This is a genomic window from Amycolatopsis acididurans (genome assembly GCF_012328925.1).
Taxonomy (GTDB): domain Bacteria; phylum Actinomycetota; class Actinomycetes; order Mycobacteriales; family Pseudonocardiaceae; genus Amycolatopsis_E; species Amycolatopsis_E acididurans.
This window is the reverse complement of the sequence record NZ_JAAXLS010000027.1, coordinates 1-17,628: the sequence shown is the minus strand read 5'-3', so window position 1 is coordinate 17,628 and position 17,628 is coordinate 1. Positions and strand designations below refer to the sequence as shown.

The 17,628-nt window shown below is 64.9% G+C and carries 19 protein-coding genes and 1 pseudogene; 17 read left to right on the top strand and 3 right to left on the bottom strand.

All coding sequences use genetic code 11. The annotated features are described in order from the left end of the window. Nucleotides 1-10: 10 nt before the first annotated feature. A complete protein-coding gene (locus HFP15_RS28330) occupies nucleotides 11-622 on the top strand; it encodes a mycothiol-dependent nitroreductase Rv2466c family protein (protein ID WP_168519818.1) in 612 nt (203 codons plus the stop codon). Here HFP15_RS28330 and HFP15_RS28325 read toward each other — a convergent pair. Then, nucleotides 609-1,277 carry an MBL fold metallo-hydrolase gene (locus tag HFP15_RS28325; protein ID WP_168519817.1) on the bottom strand — a complete coding sequence of 223 codons (669 nt, stop codon included), beginning with the start codon at nucleotides 1,275-1,277 and terminating at the stop codon, nucleotides 609-611. The two genes, HFP15_RS28330 and HFP15_RS28325, sit on opposite strands and share 14 nt — an antisense overlap. 27 nt (nucleotides 1,278-1,304) lie before the next feature. Here HFP15_RS28325 and HFP15_RS28320 point away from each other — a divergent pair, with 27 nt between their 5' ends. Further along, nucleotides 1,305-1,775 carry a ribose-5-phosphate isomerase gene (locus HFP15_RS28320; protein WP_168519816.1) on the top strand — a complete coding sequence of 157 codons (471 nt, stop codon included), beginning with the start codon at nucleotides 1,305-1,307 and terminating at the stop codon, nucleotides 1,773-1,775. After that, nucleotides 1,775-2,578: an Fpg/Nei family DNA glycosylase gene (locus HFP15_RS28315; RefSeq protein WP_168519815.1), complete on the top strand. Its 804-nt coding sequence runs from the start codon at nucleotides 1,775-1,777 to the stop codon at nucleotides 2,576-2,578. The genes HFP15_RS28320 and HFP15_RS28315 overlap by 1 nt, the downstream gene beginning before the upstream one ends. Nucleotides 2,579-2,628: 50 nt before the next feature. Here HFP15_RS28315 and HFP15_RS28310 read toward each other — a convergent pair whose 3' ends face one another. Beyond that, nucleotides 2,629-3,429 (bottom strand): hypothetical protein, encoded by an 801-nt coding sequence (locus HFP15_RS28310; RefSeq protein WP_168519814.1) that lies wholly within the window; start codon nucleotides 3,427-3,429, stop codon nucleotides 2,629-2,631. A gap of 169 nt (nucleotides 3,430-3,598) precedes the next feature. On the opposite strand from HFP15_RS28310, the gene HFP15_RS28305 reads away from it, so the two are divergent. After that, on the top strand, nucleotides 3,599-4,468 hold the full coding sequence (locus HFP15_RS28305) for a TIGR03619 family F420-dependent LLM class oxidoreductase (protein WP_168519813.1): 870 nt from the start codon (nucleotides 3,599-3,601) through the stop codon (nucleotides 4,466-4,468). Between the two features lie 9 nt (nucleotides 4,469-4,477). Continuing rightward, nucleotides 4,478-4,924 (top strand): nuclear transport factor 2 family protein, encoded by a 447-nt coding sequence (locus HFP15_RS28300; RefSeq protein WP_168519812.1) that lies wholly within the window; start codon nucleotides 4,478-4,480, stop codon nucleotides 4,922-4,924. Nucleotides 4,925-4,961: 37 nt separating this feature from the next. Here HFP15_RS28300 and HFP15_RS28295 read toward each other — a convergent pair whose 3' ends face one another. Further along, entirely contained in the window at nucleotides 4,962-5,438 is a 477-nt protein-coding gene (locus tag HFP15_RS28295; protein ID WP_168519811.1) for a VOC family protein, read from the bottom strand. 1,201 nt (nucleotides 5,439-6,639) lie between these two features. Between HFP15_RS28295 and HFP15_RS28290 the strand changes: the two genes are divergently transcribed. The 12 genes and pseudogenes from HFP15_RS28290 to HFP15_RS28235 all read left to right on the top strand — a co-directional run bounded on the left by HFP15_RS28290 (nucleotide 6,640) and on the right by HFP15_RS28235 (nucleotide 17,516). Beyond that, nucleotides 6,640-7,572 (top strand): hypothetical protein, encoded by a 933-nt coding sequence (locus HFP15_RS28290; RefSeq protein WP_168519810.1) that lies wholly within the window; start codon nucleotides 6,640-6,642, stop codon nucleotides 7,570-7,572. Beyond that, on the top strand, nucleotides 7,565-8,050 hold the full coding sequence (locus tag HFP15_RS28285; RefSeq protein ID WP_168519809.1) for a hypothetical protein: 486 nt from the start codon (nucleotides 7,565-7,567) through the stop codon (nucleotides 8,048-8,050). The genes HFP15_RS28290 and HFP15_RS28285 overlap by 8 nt, the downstream gene beginning before the upstream one ends. A gap of 125 nt (nucleotides 8,051-8,175) precedes the next feature. Continuing rightward, complete coding sequence (locus tag HFP15_RS28280) at nucleotides 8,176-10,077, top strand: hypothetical protein (RefSeq protein WP_168519808.1); 1,902 nt, start codon at nucleotides 8,176-8,178, stop codon at nucleotides 10,075-10,077. Between the two features lie 61 nt (nucleotides 10,078-10,138). Next, a pseudogene (locus tag HFP15_RS28275) lies at nucleotides 10,139-11,378 on the top strand (helix-turn-helix domain-containing protein). Nucleotides 11,379-11,381: 3 nt separating this feature from the next. After that, nucleotides 11,382-11,942, top strand: coding sequence for a flavoprotein (locus tag HFP15_RS28270; protein ID WP_168519807.1), 561 nt, complete (start codon nucleotides 11,382-11,384; stop codon nucleotides 11,940-11,942). Between the two features lie 116 nt (nucleotides 11,943-12,058). Beyond that, complete coding sequence (locus HFP15_RS28265) at nucleotides 12,059-12,304, top strand: hypothetical protein (protein WP_168519800.1); 246 nt, start codon at nucleotides 12,059-12,061, stop codon at nucleotides 12,302-12,304. Between the two features lie 39 nt (nucleotides 12,305-12,343). Beyond that, nucleotides 12,344-12,799 (top strand): hypothetical protein, encoded by a 456-nt coding sequence (locus HFP15_RS28260; protein ID WP_168519806.1) that lies wholly within the window; start codon nucleotides 12,344-12,346, stop codon nucleotides 12,797-12,799. A 14-nt stretch (nucleotides 12,800-12,813) separates the two neighbouring features. After that, nucleotides 12,814-13,098: a GntR family transcriptional regulator gene (locus HFP15_RS28255; protein WP_168519805.1), complete on the top strand. Its 285-nt coding sequence runs from the start codon at nucleotides 12,814-12,816 to the stop codon at nucleotides 13,096-13,098. Nucleotides 13,099-13,568: 470 nt separating this feature from the next. Beyond that, nucleotides 13,569-15,089, top strand: coding sequence for an FtsK/SpoIIIE domain-containing protein (locus HFP15_RS28250; protein WP_168519804.1), 1,521 nt, complete (start codon nucleotides 13,569-13,571; stop codon nucleotides 15,087-15,089). After that, nucleotides 15,089-16,693, top strand: coding sequence for a replication initiator (locus tag HFP15_RS28245; protein WP_168519803.1), 1,605 nt, complete (start codon nucleotides 15,089-15,091; stop codon nucleotides 16,691-16,693). The genes HFP15_RS28250 and HFP15_RS28245 overlap by 1 nt, the downstream gene beginning before the upstream one ends. 11 nt (nucleotides 16,694-16,704) lie before the next feature. Then, on the top strand, nucleotides 16,705-16,914 hold the full coding sequence (locus HFP15_RS28240; protein WP_168519802.1) for an excisionase: 210 nt from the start codon (nucleotides 16,705-16,707) through the stop codon (nucleotides 16,912-16,914). Next, entirely contained in the window at nucleotides 16,914-17,516 is a 603-nt protein-coding gene (locus HFP15_RS28235; RefSeq protein ID WP_246272102.1) for a tyrosine-type recombinase/integrase, read from the top strand. Before HFP15_RS28240 ends, HFP15_RS28235 begins: the two co-directional genes overlap by 1 nt. Nucleotides 17,517-17,628: the final 112 nt, after the last annotated feature.

Below are 17,628 nucleotides of genomic sequence, written 5' to 3'. Positions count from 1 at the left end.
GAGAGGACACATGGCTGCTGAGCGCCCGCGCGTTGACTTCTACTTCGACCCGGTCTGCCCGTTCGCGTGGATCACCTCGCGATGGATCCTGGAGGTCGAGAAGCATCGCGACCTCGACCTGCATTTCCGGATCATGAGCCTCGCCGTGCTCAACTCCGGGCGTGACCTGCCGGAGGAGTACCAGCAGCTGATGGAGCGGGCGTGGGGGCCGGTGCGCGTCGCCGTCGCGCTCTCGCAGGCCGAGGGCGAAGCGGTGCTGCGTGACTTCTACACCGAGTTCGGCACCCGCTACCACAACCAGGACAACAAGGACATCGACGCGGTGCTCGCCGAGGCGCTGGACGTCATCGGCGCGCCGGCGGAACTCGCCGCCGCCGCGAAGTCCACGGAGTACGACGAGGCGCTCGAGAAGAGCCACCACGAGGGCATGGACCCGGTCGGCATGGACGTCGGCACACCGACCATCCACATCGACGGCGTCGCGTTCTTCGGCCCGGTGCTCTCGTCCATCCCGCGCGGCGAGGACGCGGCGAAGGTGTTCGACGGTGCGCTCGCCCTGTCGAGCTACCCCGACTTCTTCGAGCTGAAGCGCACCCGCACCGGCGGCCTCAACTTCGACTGAGCCGGTCCCGCTGCGCGCGCACGAACTCGGCGCCGACCGGGTCGCCGTGCCCTGGCACGTAGGTGTGCGCGCCGAGATCCAGCAGCCGGTCCAGCGCGGCCGGCCACTCGCGGACGTGGGAGTCCGGCCCGATCGCGGGTTCCGCTTCGACGAGGTCACCGGTGAACACGACGCCCGCGCCCGGGACGTGCACGGCCACGTCGTGGTCGGTGTGGGCGCGGCCGGGGTGCAATAGCGTGACGGCGCGGCCGCCGAGGTCGAGCGTGACCTCGGCGGTGAGGACGTCCGTCGGCGGCACCGGCCGCGCCGCGGCGAGGCGGCGGGCCAGTTCGGGTTTTCCTTCGCGCCGAAACGTTTCCACCCACTCCGGACGGTCGTCGTTCATCGCGGCGGCACACCGTTCGTGGGCCCAGACCGGACAGGGCAGGAACGCGCGGGTGCCGAAATGGTGGTCGAAATGGGCGTGCGTGATGACGACCACCCACGGCAGGGACGTGATCCCGCGCACCGCGGCGGCGTATTCGGCGCCCTGTGTCTCGTCGCCGCCGGTGTCGATCACCAGGCAGCGTTCGGTGCCGATGACCAGGCCGAGCGTGAGATCGAGGTGCTCGTGCCGGCGGGCGAGGACCCCGTCGCCGACCTCCGTCCATCGCATGCGCGAGAGGATGGCAGACTCACCGCCGTGCGTGTGTATCTGGGATCCGACCATGCCGGTTTCGAGCTGAAGAACCACCTGGTGACCTACCTCAAGGGGCAGGGCCATGAAGTGACCGACATCGGGCCCGCCGTCTACGACGCGCAGGACGACTATCCGGCGTTCTGCATCGAGACGGCGCGGCGCGTGGTGGCCGACGAAGGCAGCCTCGGCATCGTCATCGGCGGCTCCGGCAACGGCGAGCAGATCGCGGCGAACAAGGTACGGGGCGCCCGGGCCGCGCTGGCCTGGAAGCCGGAGATCGCGCAGCTGGCCCGCGAGCACAACCACGCGCAGCTGATCGGCGTCGGTGCGCGGATGCACACCGTCGAGGAAGCCACCGCGATCGTCGACGCTTTCCTGTCCACCCCGCCCTCGCCGGAGGAGCGGCACGGCCGCCGCGTGCAGCAGCTGCTCGACTACGAGCGCACGGGCACGCCGCCGCCGCTGCCCGCCTGATGCCCGAGGGGCACACCCTCCACCGGCTCGCCCGCCTGCACCAGCGCCGCTACGGCGGCGCACCGGTGCGGGTCTCCAGCCCGCAGGGCAAGTTCACCGAAGCGTCCGCTGTGGATGGACAGGTGCTGGTCAAGGCCGAGGCCCACGGCAAGCACCTGTTCCACCATTACGAGCCCGGCACCGTGCATATCCATCTTGGACTGTACGGAACGTTCAGCGAGGCGAAACTGCCGGCGCTGCCGCCCGTCGGTCAGGTGCGGATGCGGCTCATCGGTAGTACACATTGGACGGATCTGCGCGGCCCCAACCGGTGCGAGCTCCTGATGCCCGACCAGGTTGACGCGATCAAGGCGAGGCTCGGTCCCGATCCGCTGCGCCGCGACGCGCGACCGGAGCGGGCCTTCGAGCGGATCTCCGCGTCGCGGACGTCGCTGGCGGCGCTGCTGATGGACCAGTCGGTGCTCGCCGGGGTGGGCAACGTCTATCGCGCCGAGGTGCTGTTCCGGCACGGAATCAACCCGATGCTGCCGGGAAGATCGCTGGATCCCGTGCAGTGGAAGGAAATCTGGGACGACCTCGTGGTGCTCATGCGCGCCGGGGTGCGCAGCGGGCGGATCGACACCGTCGCCGACGAGCACCTGCCGGAGGTCACGGGCCGGGCGCCGCGGCAGGACCGGCACGGCGGCGAGGTGTATGTGTACCGGCGCACCGGGCAGCCGTGCCTGGTGTGCGGAACGCCGGTGGCGCACAAGGAACTCGCGGGCCGCAACCTCTACTGGTGCCCGGTCTGCCAGCCCGCCTGAAGCGAAACAGGCCCCTCGTGCTGTCGCGAGGGGCCCGGCCGCCGGTGCGGCTAGAAGTCCATTCCGCCGCCGAAGTCGCCACCACCGAAGTCTCCGCCGAAATCGGCGCCACCGAAGTCTCCGCCGGAATCGCCGCCCATGTCTGCACCCATGTCGCCGCCCATGTCTCCGCCGTCACCCATGTCGGCCATGGCGTCCTCCTGGCCCGCGTCGTAGCCGGACTCCCAGGCCTGCGCGCTGGCGATGCCCGACATGCCGGAGAACATCGCGTCGAACAGGAGCATCGAGCCGATGCCCCAGGCGCCCGCGACCAGCGCGGTCTTCCACCACGGCGTGCTGTACCAGCCCTGCGGCACCGGCCGCCCGGCCACGCGGCCACCGGGGTAGTAGTACGGCGTGCCGGCACCGGGGTCGGGGGAGGCCTCGTAGCTCTGGCCCTCGACGTCGACCTTGCGGTGCTCGGTCACCTTGCCGGCCTGCTCGCGCTGGATTTCCTCGGGCAGCTTCGGGCCGGGGTCGATGCCCATGGCGGTGCGCGCCGCGCGGACGTAGTAGAGGCCTTCGAGCGCGGTTTCCTTGACCAGCCTGGCCTGCTCGGCGGTTTTGGCCTGCTCCAGCTGGGAACCGGCGGCGTTGTACCGCTCCGAGGCGTCGGCCAGCGCCTGCTGGGAGGCGACGTCGGTGCCGGTCAGGTTGAGCACCTGGCCGCCGAGGCGCTCGACGAGCCGCCGGGCGTCGGCCTTGGCGTCCTCGAGCTGGCGCTGCCGCGCCTGCGCCTGCGACCGCGCGAAGAACGCGATACCGCCGACGATGATCAGTACGAGCACGATCACGGTGATCGCGGTGCCCATCGGTCACTCCCCACGGGTTCGGTGTCTTGAACCGGACAACGTGGACACTAGCCAATTGGTTCCCGGGAACCACCCGGCACCCGTGCTGGTGCTCGATCTCGCCACCTGATGCGCCGGGCCAGGTGTTTCGCACTCGACGTAAAATAGAACACGTTATAGTCTCGCGGGTATGAAGTTCAGCCTCTCGGTCGCGATGAACCCCCTCGAGCAGTTCACCGAGCTCGCACAGACGGCGGAGGAGTGCGGCTTCGCCTCGGTGGTGCTGCCAGACTCGCTGTTCTATTCGGAAAAGGTGTCCGCCGACTATCCCTACACTCCCGACGGCAACCGGTTCTGGGACGCCGAGACGCCGTGGGCGGACCCGCTGGTGGCCGTCGCGGCGATGGGCGCGGTGACCAGCCGGATCCGGTTCTACACCTCGGTGCTCAAGCTCGGCTCGCGCAATCCGGTGCTGCTGGCCCGGCAGGTCGGGTCGGTCGCGGCGTTCACCGGCGACCGGTTCGGGCTGGGGCTCGGCGTCGGGTGGTCGCCGGAGGAGTTCGAATGGTGCGGCGCGCCGTACGCCAACCGCGGCAAGCGGGTGGACGAGGCGATCGACGTGCTGCGGCTGATCCTCAGCGGCGGGATGGTCGAGTACCACGGGCGGTTCTTCGACTTCGACAAGCTGCAGATGAGCCCGGCACCCTCGGAGCACGTGCCGTTCTACATCGGTGGGCACACCGAGGTCGCGCTGCGCCGCGCCGCGCGGGTGTCGGACGGGTGGTCGAGCGCGATGATGAAGCTCGACGACCTGCGCACGACGATCGACCGGCTGGCCGCGCTGCGCGAGGAGTACGGGCGCGCCGACGAGCCGTTCGAGATCCAGGCCGTGTGCATCGACCGGTTCGGGCTGGACGGGTACCGCGAGCAGGCTGAAATCGGGGTGACCGACGTGGTCACGCAGCCGTGGATCTTCGACGGGCTTTCCTTCGGGGACCCGGTCGGGCCGAAGAAGGACGCCATCAAGAAGTTCGCCGACGAGATCATCTCGAAGTTCTAGGAGTGCGTTGTGACGATTGAGGTCTGCTGGGATCCCGAGGCCGAGCAGCCGCCGGCGCGGGTCGCGGCGTGGCGGTCGATGAACGCCGTGGTGCGCGGCGCGAAGGACGAATGGGTGTCGCTGTTCGCGCCGGACGGGGTCGTCGAGGACCCGGTCGGCCCGTCGATGTTCGACGAGGAGGGCAAGGGGCACCACGGGCGCGAGGGCATCTCGGGGTTCTGGGATCTCGCGATCGCGAAGGTCGAGCGGTTCGATTTCGTGATGCGGGATTCGCATGCGGCGGGCGACGAGGTGGCCAACGTCGGGACCATCACGTCGTATCTGCCGGGCGGGTACCGGGTCGACACGGACGGCGTGTTCGTCTACCGGGTCGACGCCGAGGGGCTCGTGGTGTCGATGCGGGCGTTCTGGGAGACCGAGCGCGCGATGGCTACCGCGCGGCAGGTGGGTTCGTAACGGTGGTCGGGCGGCGTGCGTCCGCGCCGCCCGCCGGTCAGCCCTCGTACGCCTTGCGCAGCGCTTCGACGTCGAGCTTCTTCATGCCGAACATCGCCTGCGTCGCACGCTGGGCGCCGGCCGGGTCGGGCCCGGTCACGTAGTCGGCGAACTGCTCGGGAATGACCTGCCAGGACAGGCCGAACTTGTCTTTCACCCAGCCACATGGGCCTTCCTCGCCGCCGTCGGCGGTGAGTGCGTTCCAGTAGTAGTCCACCTCGTCCTGCCCGTCGCAGAAAACCTGGAACGAGATCGATTCGTTGAACTTGAACTGCGGCCCGCCGTTGAGCCCGACGAACTTCTGCCCGTTGATCTCGAACTCGATGGTCATCACCTGGCCCGGTGTGGGCGTGCCGTCGGGGTAGAGCACCGTGTCGCCGATCTTGACGTCGGAGAAGACGTCGGCGTAGAAGTGCGCGGCGTCAACGGCCTGTCCGTCGAACCAGAGGCAGGTGATGAGCGGCTTGGTGGTCATGTGCCCTCCTAGGTCGGGTCTCGCTGCTCATGTTGACCCGCCACACCGACAAAACTCACCGCCGCACGCGGACTGACTGGCACCGAACGGGGGTTCAGGGGCAAAGCCCCTGGTGGGGGCACGGGGGTTCAACCCCCGGAAAAATGGCGAAGAGACAAGGCGAACCCCCCGACGGGGGCGTGAGCACACGGTGCCCATCTCGGAGCGGGCGACGGGAATCGAACCCGCGTAGCCAGTTTGGAAGATTTCAAGATCAGCCATCGCTAGCCCGCTGACCAGGCAGAGAGGGTGTCTCGCGGGTCCCCGTTTGACTCCTGTTGACCCCGCCTAATGGCACGGGAATGGCACGCCCGCGGGCTCCCGACCACACCCCTCCACCACCCCGACACGAAGCCAAGAACGCGGTCGGTAGGGCCGGGTCAAGGTACTCTTTCCCGCCTTGACGCGGTGCTACCGGCCGTTGTCATGATCGGGCGTCGGGGCTGGTGACCAACTCGTTACGCACGTACGGTAATGGACCGGACGCGTTGCACGACGTAAGTGAACATGAGCAATCTTCGGCCGCCTGGGGGCGCCGCTCGCTCTGTTTGGAGTTGGAGCGTGCCGGGCATCTCGCGTGTTGTCGGTGTTCGCCCACTTGGCTCCCGCGCGACGCCGGGGGTTGCGCTGCCGGGAACCGCGACCCACTCGGGCCACGCGGCTCGGCGGGCGGAGCGGAGCGGCAGCCCGCCGTAAGCCGCGCGTCGGGACACGTGCCGTCGCCAACGTGACAGGCCGAGCGCGCCGCCGCCGGCGGCGCGCCTTGATCCATTAGAGCCAAGTTCGGCACCAAGATGATTCTCACTTGGCGGGATGATCGCGCGAACGTACTGCGACGAGGTGGACAACAACGAGAGCGTCGCGCAATAGCCAAGTACGCCCAACAAGTAAAGATGCAATCGGGTAATGATGTAACGAGTACGCACCTTGCCAACATATGGGGGCGCTTCACTCAAGGCGATCAAGTGACTACGGTGTTCAATGGATAACTACGTGTGGCAAAGGTGGATGGTGCTGCAGTGGGATACGAGGAAATGCAGGCAGGGTGTGACGCCTCCGCTGTCGGCAACGTGACTCACGTTGCGTCGCAGCGTTCGTCGAAGCGAGCGCAGTCATGCACGCTTGGGCTCTCCTCTGAATCTAAGCGGGCTATCGAATGTCGATGATCGACCCTGACCGCACTCCAGCTGCCGACCCTGGCGACGCCTTCGAAGAGTACTTTTGGGGATTGCTCAGACGGCGGTATTCACCTGCAGATTTGGTTTACATACCCGCCGAAATGGGCGGCGACTGTGGGATCGAAGGGTTCTCGACCGACGGCATCGCCTACCAGGCTTACGCCGATAGGGATTCTGCCAACTTGAGACATCGAACCGACAAGCAAAAACAAAAGCTCTACCGAGACACAGAAAAATTGAAGAAAAATGCCGTCAAGCTTGAATCAATGCTCGATGGCGTCGTATTGCAAAGCTACTTCCTATTGGTCCCCGAGTACCACGCTTCAGAGCTGATCGAATACGCCGCGAAGCGCGCGGGTATTATTCGCGGCTACAACCTGAGTTTCATTAGTTCAAATTTTTCGATCCGCCTTAAGACGCCGCATGACTATCCCGCAGAATTTCAGGCGGCACTGCAAGACGATACCGCGAAGGTCCTGATTCATGACCTCGAAATTCCAAATGACTACATTAGTGAATTCGAAGGTAACAAACCGGCACTAGCGCAAACGCTGGACGGGAAGCTGGAGCAGCTCAAAGAGCAGATCATGAGCGTAAACATCGCTCCCCTGCGAAACAAGCTGATTCGGGCCTTTCTCGTCAAGCAAAAGATCATGGACAGCTTGACGAGCTGGCCCGCAACTTGGGAAGCAATCGAGCTGCAACGGCAGCTTCGCCAAGAACATCTAGAACTGGAAAGTGAACTAGATCCAACGCCCTCGAATCAGCGAATTCTAGGTTTGATAAAGGAGTACGAAAAAGAGCTTCTTACGAACGTGGGAGGAATTCGGCCGGGCGACGCGCAGCGACTTGCCATGGGGCAAGTTGGGGAGTGGCTCATGAGATGTCCTCTCAGTTTCGGTGGCGGCGATGTCTGACCCAATCTATAGCGACCTTGAAGCACTACTTGATGTTCCTTTTCAGTTCGAACGACGGCCAGACCCGGTTCCCGCATCGCTCCGGCCGGAGCGTCGCATACCGCTCCTTCTGCTCTTGGTGGCCAAGAGCCATGGGGCAGGCGCAAGCTGGAAGGGGCTCCAATTGCTGAGTTGGGCCGTACGCAGCGATGCAAATATCGATCTGATCATAAGCCTTCGAACCAACAACGACCTTCCCGACCGGGCGCTTGTCAGATTTGAGCCAGCCCTAGACAGAGCGATCGATTTGGCGGTAGGGCTAGGGTTGCTAGAGCAAAAGAACAAGAACGTTTATAAGTTAACGACCACAAGTAAAAAAGTTGTATCCGAAATTGAAAAGAGTGATGCTTTCGAAGTTGAAAGAGCTCGACTCGATCGTCTCGGTGGCAAGGTTACACAGAAAGAAGTTGCGCGTTTGCTGGAATGGAGGCGAAGGTGAAACTTCGCTTGTGTCATCTCCGTCTCCGGGTCGAGACCGAGCTTGGCCCGTTCGGGGCAGACATCCCCCTGTCAGACGGACTCATGGTTCTTCGCGCCGACAACTCACGGGGGAAGTCGACGTCCATGCAGAGCTTCCTTTTTGCATTAGGTCTCGAAAGGATGATCACAAACCGTCCGGCGCAAGCTGTGACGTCGGCGATGCGCGATCGCCTAATCTATGACGCTGCGACAAAGGCCGAAACTGCCGTGTTGTCATCGTGGGTCAGTTTGGAGATTGAAGGGGAACAGGGCACCAGAGCTACGGTGACTCGGTGGGTCAAAGATGATGATATCGATGCTGGCCTTGTTCGAGTTGTCACCGGCCCTGCCTTGACCGATCCGGACGATTATCCGGTTCAAGACTACTACGTGGGCCGAGCGGGCGCGGCGCAGAATCCGTTCGGTTTTCATCGGTGGCTAGCAGATTTCATCGGTTGGGAACTCCCGCTCTTGACGGCTACCGACGGCCGGCAAGTTCCGTTATACATGGAGCAGGTTTTCCCCCTTCTGTTCGTGGAGCAGCGCAGAGGCTGGGGCGGAATTCAGGCCCAGATGCCCTATTTCTCCGGAGTTCCAGATGTCAAGCGCCGAGCTATCGAGTTTCTACTGAGGCTGGACGTTGGACAAATTGAATCAGAGAAGTTGCGACTACGGGCGGAAGAAAAGTCTCTACAGGACAATTGGCGAGCCGCTGTGCGTTTGTTCAAAGAATCAATTGCCAATGACGGACTGATTTTGATTGGCATCCCTGAGAAGCTAACCGTCGCATGGCCTCCCCCGACGAACCCTGTTCTGGCTGAAAGTGTTGGACGAGATTGGGTGCCCGTAGAACGGGTTATCGAAGACGCGATTCGATCGCAAGTCGAGTTGGATGCAATTGGTACCCGCGAGGTTGATGGGGCTGCCAACGAGTTTGAGGCAGACCTTTCCGCGGCACTCGAAGAGTCCGACGCGATACGGCAGACGAGCGCCGTGCTTCGCGAGCAAGTTCTGCGCGACGAGAGTGAACTTGAACTCGTCAGAAGCCGTGTGCTTGCACTCAAAGAAGATCTGCGCGAACATCAAGATATCCTGAAGCTCGAAAATCTTGGTTCCGCATCATTGGCACGACTGCACGAAGATTGTCCCGTGTGCCATCAACAAATTCCGGCCTCCCTTCTGCGCGCAGAATCGCCTTTGCAGACTTCGTCAACCCAAGAGAGCGTCGACTACATTCAGCAGCAGATCGAACTCTTCACCGTTATGGAGCGTGATACCGCGCAGGTACTTGATGCTAATCGTGAAAGATTGGCTGCACTGCGTCGACGCGCCGCAGAGGCTCGTCACCGTATCCGTTCAATCCGCTCGACACTTATAGCTCCTGGCGAATCACCAGCCGAAGAAGACGTTGCGCGCCGAATTCGATTACAGGAGCGCATTCATCAACTCAAATCGGTGACTGAACGCTTCTATGTCCTTCTGGGGGAACTGGAACGCTTGTCGGAGCAGGGCCGTCGAGTCCGTGGTTCCCTTGCCAACTTGCCCAAGGATCGACTGTCGGACCCGGACCAAAACAAGTTGTCGGTGCTGGAGCGCGTCTTCATTGACCAGCTCCGTTCCTATGATTTTGGGTCATTTAGAGATGAAAGGCTCGGGATATCACGCGATGATTATCTGCCTCGTCGCGATGACTTCGACTTACAGGCTGATATCTCCGCATCGGACTCAATTCGGGTCGTTTGGGCGTACCTCCTGGGCTTGTTAGAGACTGCTCGAACAACCGATACAAATCATCCTGGTCTTCTAATCTTCGATGAACCGAGGCAGCAGAGCGCAAAAGAGGTATCATTTTCCGCGTTGCTGGAGCGTGCAGCCAACGATGATGGTAATCGTCAAATTATCTTTGCTACGTCCGAAGAACTCGGGTCTCTACAGAGAATGTTGGCCGGGGTACCCCATCAACTTCACGTCGTTGACGGCTATGTCCTTAAGCCGCTCGCGGAGTGAGCTAGTTGAACGTTGTGCTCACATCTGCGTGTCGATAGAGCCACGCTGCTAGCCTGTTCCCATGCGTGGTGCGGGTGATCAGCTCAGCATCGGAGAGCGTATTGCCTTCTACCGGCGCCGCCGTGGTCTCTCGCAGGCCATACTGGCGGACCTTGTGGGCCGGTCCGAGGACTGGCTGAGCAAGATCGAGCGCGGCGAGCGCGATATCCGCAGGTTGGACGTGCTGGCGGAGGTCGCGAAGGCGCTGCGCGTCACGCTCGGGGACCTGCTCGGTGAGCCCGTGCTGATGGAGGACGAGGAGCGCCACGACGACGTTCCCGCCATCCGTGACGCGTTGATGGCCCCTAGTCGTCTGTCCCGTACGTTGTTCGCCTCTGCGCTTGCTCCTGAGCGAATCGACCCGGCACCCGTCGCGGCGCTGGTGGAGAGCGCTTGGTTGAGCTACCAGGGTGGCGACCTCGGGCATGTCGTCCAGGCGCTCCCTGGCCTGATCAAGACCAGCCAGCAGATGGAAGCTGCCGGTGCCGATGACCCGGCCTACAAGCGGCAAGCGGCCTCTATCTCGGCGCGTGTGCATCACCTGACAGCCACGGCGCTGAGCAAGATCGGTGAGGCCGACCTGTCGTGGATTGCCGCGGAGCGGGCCATGCAAGCCGCCGATGAGGCGGACGATCCGCTGGTCCTGGCCTCGGCTGCCCGCTCCGGTACGCACGCGTTGTTGGCCGTGGGCCGCTTCGAGGACGCGCTGGAGCTGGGCGAGGCTGCCGCACGGTGGCTGGAGCCGAAGATGGCCGCCGGTGACCCGGCCGCGCTGAGCCTCTACGGGATGCTCTACCTCCGGACGGCTGTCGCCGCTGCTCGGCACCAGGACCGGGCCACCTCGAATGACCTGCTCGCACACGCCACGCGCGCGGGGGAACGTCTGGGTGTGGATGCGAACTACTGGCAGACCGGCTTCGGCCCGTCGAACGTCGAGCTTCACCGGATCTCCGCCGCGCTTGATCTGGGCGACGTGACACGCGTGATCGAGCACGCCCCGAGCGTCAGTGTCGACCACCTTCCCGTCGAGCGGCAGGTCACGCACCTGATCGACTTCGCGCGTGCGCTGAGCCTGACGGCGAAGGACGATGACGCCTTGCAAGCTCTGTTGACGGCCGAGCAGAAGTCGCCCGGGATCGTGCGGCACTCGACCGTAGTGCGGGAGGTCGTGCGCTCGATGTACCGGCGTGCCCCCGGCCTCGGCGGGCCGGAAGTCGTCGGCGTTGCTGGCGTTGGCTGAGCGCTGCGGCGCGGTGAGGTAGCGGATGGCTGCGCGTGTGCTTGGCCTTGTTGGATCGGGCTCGGGTGGTGTGGAGGAACTGCTTCCTCGTTTGATTCGCCCGGCTCAGGAGCAGGGCTGGACGGTCGCGGTCACCCTCACACCGACCGCCGGCCACTGGCTGGCCAAGTCCGGCACACTCTCGGAGATCGAAGAGGTGACCGGTTTACCCGTGAGGGTCGAGCCTCGCTCCCCGGACGAGCAGAGTCCCCACCCCCGGGTGGACTGCTACCTCGTCGCCCCGGCCTCGGCGAACACGGTTGCCAAGCTCGCGCTCGGGATCGCGGACAATCAGGCTCTTACTCAGCTCAACGAGGCCATCGGCACGCGTGACCTGCCCGTGGTGGTCTTCCCTCGCGTGAATGCTGCCCACGCGCGGCATCCGTCGTGGGAGGACCATATTGCGAAGCTGCGGCGCGCTGGGGTACATCTTGTGTACGGCGACGACGTATGGCCGCTGCACGAACCGCGCTCTGCCCCCGGTCGTGAATTGCCTTGGGCCGCCGTGCTCGACGCAGTGAATAGGGCCGTTCCTCCCTCGCGCTAGCCCCCTCTGAAATGGACCCGGACAGTTTGTCCGGGTTGTTGTCTTGCCTTGGGTGTCTCCTGGGTTATACCGCGTCCTGCTGGTCGCGGGAGAACCAAAGACCAACGGGAGAGCACATGGGCATTCACGTGGTGATCCAGCCCGAAACCGGTTGGGACGCGGAAGTCGTACCGTCGCCTTCTGGTGTCCGGCAACTGGTCGTCGGGGACGAGGACGCCACCTTCGTCTTCCAGGTTCCGGCGCGGATCGGCGCATTGGTCGACACTGCGCGTTTCGCTCGGAATCTCGCAATCGCCGCCGCCGCGTTCGGTGAGTGGTGTGACTTGCAGAACCGCACGCGCGCGTTCCCAGAACACGACTGACAGACAGAAAACACTTACACAGCAAAGGAATTCATCGACATGGCTATCACGAGGGGACACCGTTTCCCGATTGAGTTCGACGAGGCGTTTCCGCAGGGTCTGGTGATGGTGGGCGAGGTATCGCCGGACAACGAGTACCAGTCGCGCGAGGACCGTGCGGCCGGTCGCCCGGCTCGTCAGCGGATCGACGAGACGACCGGTAAGCGGCAGTGGAAGGTGGCTGTCACCGACCCGTCGGAGGTGAACGCCAAGCGGGCGTCGTTCGAGATCACGTTCCTGGCCGACGTTCAGCCCGTGCCCGCGACGACGGAAGTGCTGCCGGGTATGCGGCCGATCGAGCTGGAAGGTCTGACCGCTGAGCCGCGTGTGGCGGGTAACGGCGAGTTCAAGTATCAGTCCTTCGTCTTCCGCGCGACCGGCTTCAAGGCCGCAACCAGCGGCAGCGGGCGCTCCAAGGCACCCGCTGCGGGCGAGCAGTCAGCCAAGGCCGCATGAAGGGGCTCGCGACAATGACGACGCCTGACGCCCCGCGGGAGCAGGAACGACCAACAACGGGACGCCCTGGCGGGGAACCAGGCTACGTCTACCAGTGGGTGGCCGACCAGATCGCCGCGCAGATCGAATCCGGCGAACTGGCCCCGCACGCGGCCCTCCCGAGTGAACGCATGCTCGCGTCCGCGTACGGCGTCTCGCTCGGCACCGCCCGCCACGCCACGCAGCTCCTGCGGTTCCGCGGGCTCGTCGTCACGGTGCGGGCCAAGGGCACCTACGTCGCCGACCGCAAGCGCAACTGATCGAGAGAAGGTGAGGAGTGTGGCGTCCCTAGCCCGAGGATTCCGGCGTCGCTGGCTCGTGAAGCGGCGATGCTGGCTGTGCGGGCGCCCGCACCTGGTGGTGCGTAACAAGCCGTTCGCGTGCAGGGCGTGTGTGATGCGCCCACACGAAGGGCTCTAGATACCGAGAACTGTCCTTTAGAGACACACGAGGGTTCGTGTGGTGATGCCGTGCGCCCTCATGCGAGTCCCGAGAAGTTGAGGCGCAGAAGCGGAACCCGAGGCTACCAACCATGTTTCCGCTTCTGCGCTGTCTACCCGATGGAGCAGACAGTGCCAACGATAGACAACGAGAAACGATCGGTGTCAACGGGCCGCACCCGGCCGCGGTGCACCGTGTGCAAGAAGTTCACCCGCCTGGCCCCTGGCGACACCACCTGCGCGGCCTGCGCCGGACGGCTCCCCCTGCCCATCCCGGATGGTGGTGCCCGATGAACGCACACACCCTGGGACTGTTGTTCCTCGGCGGCGTCGGGCTGGCCGTCGTCGTATGGGTCCTGCACAAGCTCGGGCGTGCGCTGGCTTCGGTCGCCGAAGCTCTGGCGGCTGCGGCGGTGGTGTTCCTGGCGCTGTGGTGGCTGTTGCGCGCCTTGGGCTGGGTCGTCAAGGAGATCGTCACCCACCCCCGTACGAGCGTCACCGTCGTTGCGGTGGCGGCCTGGTGCTACTACGTCGGCTGGGTCTCCCTTGCCAGCGTCGGCCTTTGCGTCACCGCTGTTCTGGCGCTGTGGCGGTATTTCCATCTGGTCTCCTACGACCAGTGGGCAGGGAAGGCGCTGCGGTCGTGGTGGCAACGCTGGACGGTCTACGCGCCAAAGCTGCCGGGCTGGCTGCACGCCTGCGGCCTGTCGGTGAAGGACGACACGATCCCGGTGGATGTGACCGTAAGCCTCGTAGGGCGCAAGAAGATCACGCGCAGCTCGGAGAACCGGAGTGTGCGGATTCCTCGGGTGCGCGGCGTTCGGTCGGGGCCGTCGTGGGACGAGGTCCGGGTGGAGCTTGTGCCCGGTCAGAAGCCTGAGGACTTCGACGAAGCGGCCCGTGCGCTGGCAACCGCACGAAAGGTGGCCCGCTGCCAGGTGCGGGAAGTCGCGCCAAACGTGGTGTCGATCGACTTCCAGCGGCGAGACCTGCTCGCCGTCCCGGTGGCTGTTCCAGCGCTCGGGGACTCGGTTGACGTGCGCCACGCATGGGCAGGGCGGACAGAGTACGGGCAGGATTGGCACCTTCCGCTCTACGGCTCGGGAAGCCACACGCTCACAGCGGGTGCATCCGGGGCCGGGAAAAACTCGGTCATGTGGTGCCCGCTGACATCGATTGCCCCGGCCATCCGTGACGGCCTGGTGCGCGTGTCGGGCATCGACCCTAAGGGCATGGAACTCGCGTACGGGCGCGGGATCTTCCATCGCTACGCCGTCACTGCCAAGGATGCCCTCGCGCTGCTGGACGACCTGGTTGCGGCGATGGATGCGCGCAAGACGGAGTTCGCCGGCCGAGTCCGCACAGTCCCGGTGTCGACGGAGAATCCGCTGGAGTTGCTCGAGTTCGACGAGATCGGCGCTCTGACCCGCTATGTGGATCGCAAGACTCGGGATCAGATCGTGGAGCGGGTGGCACTGCTGACCACCCAGGGCCGGGCGCTCGGGTTCACCGTGCGCGGATACGTGCAAGAGCCTACGAAGGAGACCGTGCCGGTGCGGGAGCTGTTCCCGCGGCGTATCTGCCTGCGCGTCACGGCCAAGTCGCATGTCGGCATGGTGCTTGGGGACCAGGCGTACGAACGAGGCGCGTGGGCAAACCGCATCGACGAGTCCGCGGCCGGTGTGGGCTACGTCTGGGGTGAGGGACTCCGCGAACCGCTACGAGTCCGTGCCGGGTGGGTGCCTGACCAGATGGTGAAGGCCCTGGAGGCGTTCGTGACCGCCGAGCGCGTGTCGGGGGTGGCCGCCTGATGTCACAAACCCGAGCCGAGCGGATGACGTTGCCACTGTCCACAGAGGTCATGCGGGCGACGGCGGAGAAGTACGGCGTTTGTGTCCGTCCCTTCACGATGGAGGTTGGCGACCCTGATACCGGAGAACTTCGCTACGTCGCTGTGCCGTGCGGCTCCACTGTGGAGAGTGTCTGCGCTCCGTGCGCGAAGAAGGCGAAGGCGCTACGAATGGCGCAATGTCGCGAGGGCTGGCACCTGGACGAAGAACCCGACTTCACCCCGGAGCCGCCGACCGACGATCAGGAGGAGTTGATGGCCTTCCGCGCAGACCTGGTGGAGTCGTACCGGCACGCTGTCGGCACTGGGGAGGAGGGCCAGGCAGACGAGCTGCGCGACGAGATCCGCGGAGTCGATGAAGAACTCCGGCAACTCGGCATGCGCGGCCGCCTGCCCTCACCGGACCTGCCCGGCAAGACACCGGTCAAGCGGTCCACGAAACGGCGGCAGGACGCGCCGAACCTGCCGCGCCGCAAGGTCGCCAAGACGACGCTCGGGCGGGAGTTCGCGGGCAAGTTCCGGCCCTCCATGTTCGTCACCCTCACCTGCGACACCTACGGGCGTGTACGGGACGACGGGACGCCGGTGGACATCGCGACCTACGACTACCGGCGGGCAGCGCGGGACGCGGTGCACTTCTCGGCCCTGGTGGATCGATGGTGGCAGAACCTGCGCCGCGTCGTCGGGTGGGATGTGCAGTACTTCGCCACCGTGGAGCCGCAGAAGCGGGCGGCACCGCATCTGCACACCGCGTTGCGGGGGTCGATTCCGCATGAGGTGATCCGGCAGGTCACGGAGGCGACCTATCACCAGGTGTGGTGGCCGGCGCATGACGAACTCCGGTACGGCCGGGACTACATGCCCGTGTGGGACATGCGGACGAAGTCCTTTGTAGATCCGGAATCACGGAAACCGTTGGTGGATTGGGAGGACGCGGCGGCTGCTGTTGAGGCGCCGACTCACGTGGTGACCTTCGGCGAGCAGGTGCACTCCAAGGGGATCCTCGGTGGCTCTGAGGAAGCGGGTCGGCACATCGGCTATCTGACGAAGTACCTCACCAAGTCCACGGGGGAGGTTGTCGAGGCGTCGACAAGTCGTCAGCGTGATCACCATGACCGGCTGCACGCGGAGCTGGCCGTCACGCCGTGTTCGCCTCGGTGTGCGGTGTGGCTGCTGTACGGGATTCAGCCGCGGGGCGCGACAAGTCGGATGACACCAGGGCACTGCAAGGGGCGGGCGCATCGGCGCACCACGCTCGGGCTGCCCGGTCGGCGGGTGTTGGTCTCGCGCAAGTGGTCGGGCAAGTCCCTGGCCGATCACAAGGCCGACCGCAAGGCGTTCGTCCGGGACATGCTCGCCGCAGTCGGGATCGAGAAACCTGAACAGGGCACCTCGCGGCTGATCTGGCGCAAGGTCGCGCCCGGTGATCGGGACGCCCCGCCGCGGGCTCACCTGCTCATGCGGGCCATTTCCGAGCGAATCAGCTGGAAGGCCGAATACGACAGAGCTTTGCTCGCGGCCGGGCCTCCGGGCCGTCCTCCAGAAACTTCGGCAATCGCGGCTTGATAGGGGGAACAGTGGAAGCGAAGTACCTGAACGTGCAGGAAGCGGCCGAGTATCTGAACACCTCGGTCCGGTTCATCCGCCGACTCATCGCTGAGCGGCGCGTGGCCTTCCACAAGGTCGGCTCACATGTGCGCCTTGCCGTGGATGACTTGGAGGACTACGTGCAGGCCGGACGTGTCGAGCCGATCACACGTCGGACGTACCAGGGGCGGGCCGCCTGATGCCCAACAGGAAGGGCCGTCGGCGGTTTGGTGCGCTGCGCAAGCTGGCGTCCGGGCGCTGGCAGGCGCGCTACCTCGGACCGGATGGGCTCATGCATCCCGCGCCGCACACGTTCGCCGGGAAGCGGGACGCGGAGCAGTGGCTGTCCGTCGTCGAGGCGGAAATCCTGAGCGGTGATTGGCTGGACCCGGAGTTGGGCCGGGTGTCGTTCGGCGAGTACGGGCGGGCCTGGCTCAAGGAACGGAAGGTCTCGCAGCGGACCCGCGAGGAGCACACGAGCGTCTGGCGAAACCACGTCGAGCCGTTCCTGGGCCGCTTTCGGGTCAACGAGATCGGTCCGGAGCGTGTCCGTAGGTGGCGGGCGGAACTGCTGGACAACGGGCGCTCGGAGGACCGGACGGCAAAGGCGTACCGGCTGGTGCGTTCGATGTTCGCGACGGCAGTGGACGACGGGCGGATCAAGCGCAACCCGTGCCGGATCAAGGGCGCTGATCAGCACCGAACGCCTGAGCGGCCCCACGCGTCGATCGACGAGGTGTATCGGCTGGCGGAGGTGGTGCCGGGCCGATATCGCTTCCTCGTGCTCCTAGGGCGTGTCTGACAAAGATCTTGGTTGTCGGCTGGGATGCTGCTGTCGTGTCGCGGTTTCGGTTGTTGTCGGATGAGCAGTGGGCGTTGATCGAGGATTTGTTGCCGGTGCGGACGGGTAGACC

Excerpts from the sequence above, each read along its gene's own strand:
- HFP15_RS28255 (WP_168519805.1), top strand. The coding sequence starts at position 12,814 with ATGACGACGCCTGACGCCCCGCGGGAGCAGGAACGACCAACAACGGGA.
- HFP15_RS28260 (WP_168519806.1), top strand. The coding sequence starts at position 12,344 with ATGGCTATCACGAGGGGACACCGTTTCCCGATTGAGTTCGACGAGGCG.
- HFP15_RS28245 (WP_168519803.1), top strand. The coding sequence starts at position 15,089 with ATGTCACAAACCCGAGCCGAGCGGATGACGTTGCCACTGTCCACAGAG.
- HFP15_RS28290 (WP_168519810.1), top strand. The coding sequence starts at position 6,640 with ATGATCGACCCTGACCGCACTCCAGCTGCCGACCCTGGCGACGCCTTC.
- HFP15_RS28295 (WP_168519811.1), bottom strand. The coding sequence starts at position 5,438 with ATGACCACCAAGCCGCTCATCACCTGCCTCTGGTTCGACGGACAGGCC.
- HFP15_RS28315 (WP_168519815.1), top strand. The coding sequence starts at position 1,775 with ATGCCCGAGGGGCACACCCTCCACCGGCTCGCCCGCCTGCACCAGCGC.
- HFP15_RS28265 (WP_168519800.1), top strand. The coding sequence starts at position 12,059 with ATGGGCATTCACGTGGTGATCCAGCCCGAAACCGGTTGGGACGCGGAA.
- HFP15_RS28325 (WP_168519817.1), bottom strand. The coding sequence starts at position 1,277 with ATGCGATGGACGGAGGTCGGCGACGGGGTCCTCGCCCGCCGGCACGAG.
- HFP15_RS28305 (WP_168519813.1), top strand. The coding sequence starts at position 3,599 with ATGAAGTTCAGCCTCTCGGTCGCGATGAACCCCCTCGAGCAGTTCACC.
- HFP15_RS28235 (WP_246272102.1), top strand. The coding sequence starts at position 16,914 with ATGCCCAACAGGAAGGGCCGTCGGCGGTTTGGTGCGCTGCGCAAGCTG.
- HFP15_RS28280 (WP_168519808.1), top strand. The coding sequence starts at position 8,176 with ATGCAGAGCTTCCTTTTTGCATTAGGTCTCGAAAGGATGATCACAAAC.
- HFP15_RS28270 (WP_168519807.1), top strand. The coding sequence starts at position 11,382 with ATGGCTGCGCGTGTGCTTGGCCTTGTTGGATCGGGCTCGGGTGGTGTG.
- HFP15_RS28330 (WP_168519818.1), top strand. The coding sequence starts at position 11 with ATGGCTGCTGAGCGCCCGCGCGTTGACTTCTACTTCGACCCGGTCTGC.
- HFP15_RS28250 (WP_168519804.1), top strand. The coding sequence starts at position 13,569 with ATGAACGCACACACCCTGGGACTGTTGTTCCTCGGCGGCGTCGGGCTG.
- HFP15_RS28285 (WP_168519809.1), top strand. The coding sequence starts at position 7,565 with ATGTCTGACCCAATCTATAGCGACCTTGAAGCACTACTTGATGTTCCT.
- HFP15_RS28310 (WP_168519814.1), bottom strand. The coding sequence starts at position 3,429 with ATGGGCACCGCGATCACCGTGATCGTGCTCGTACTGATCATCGTCGGC.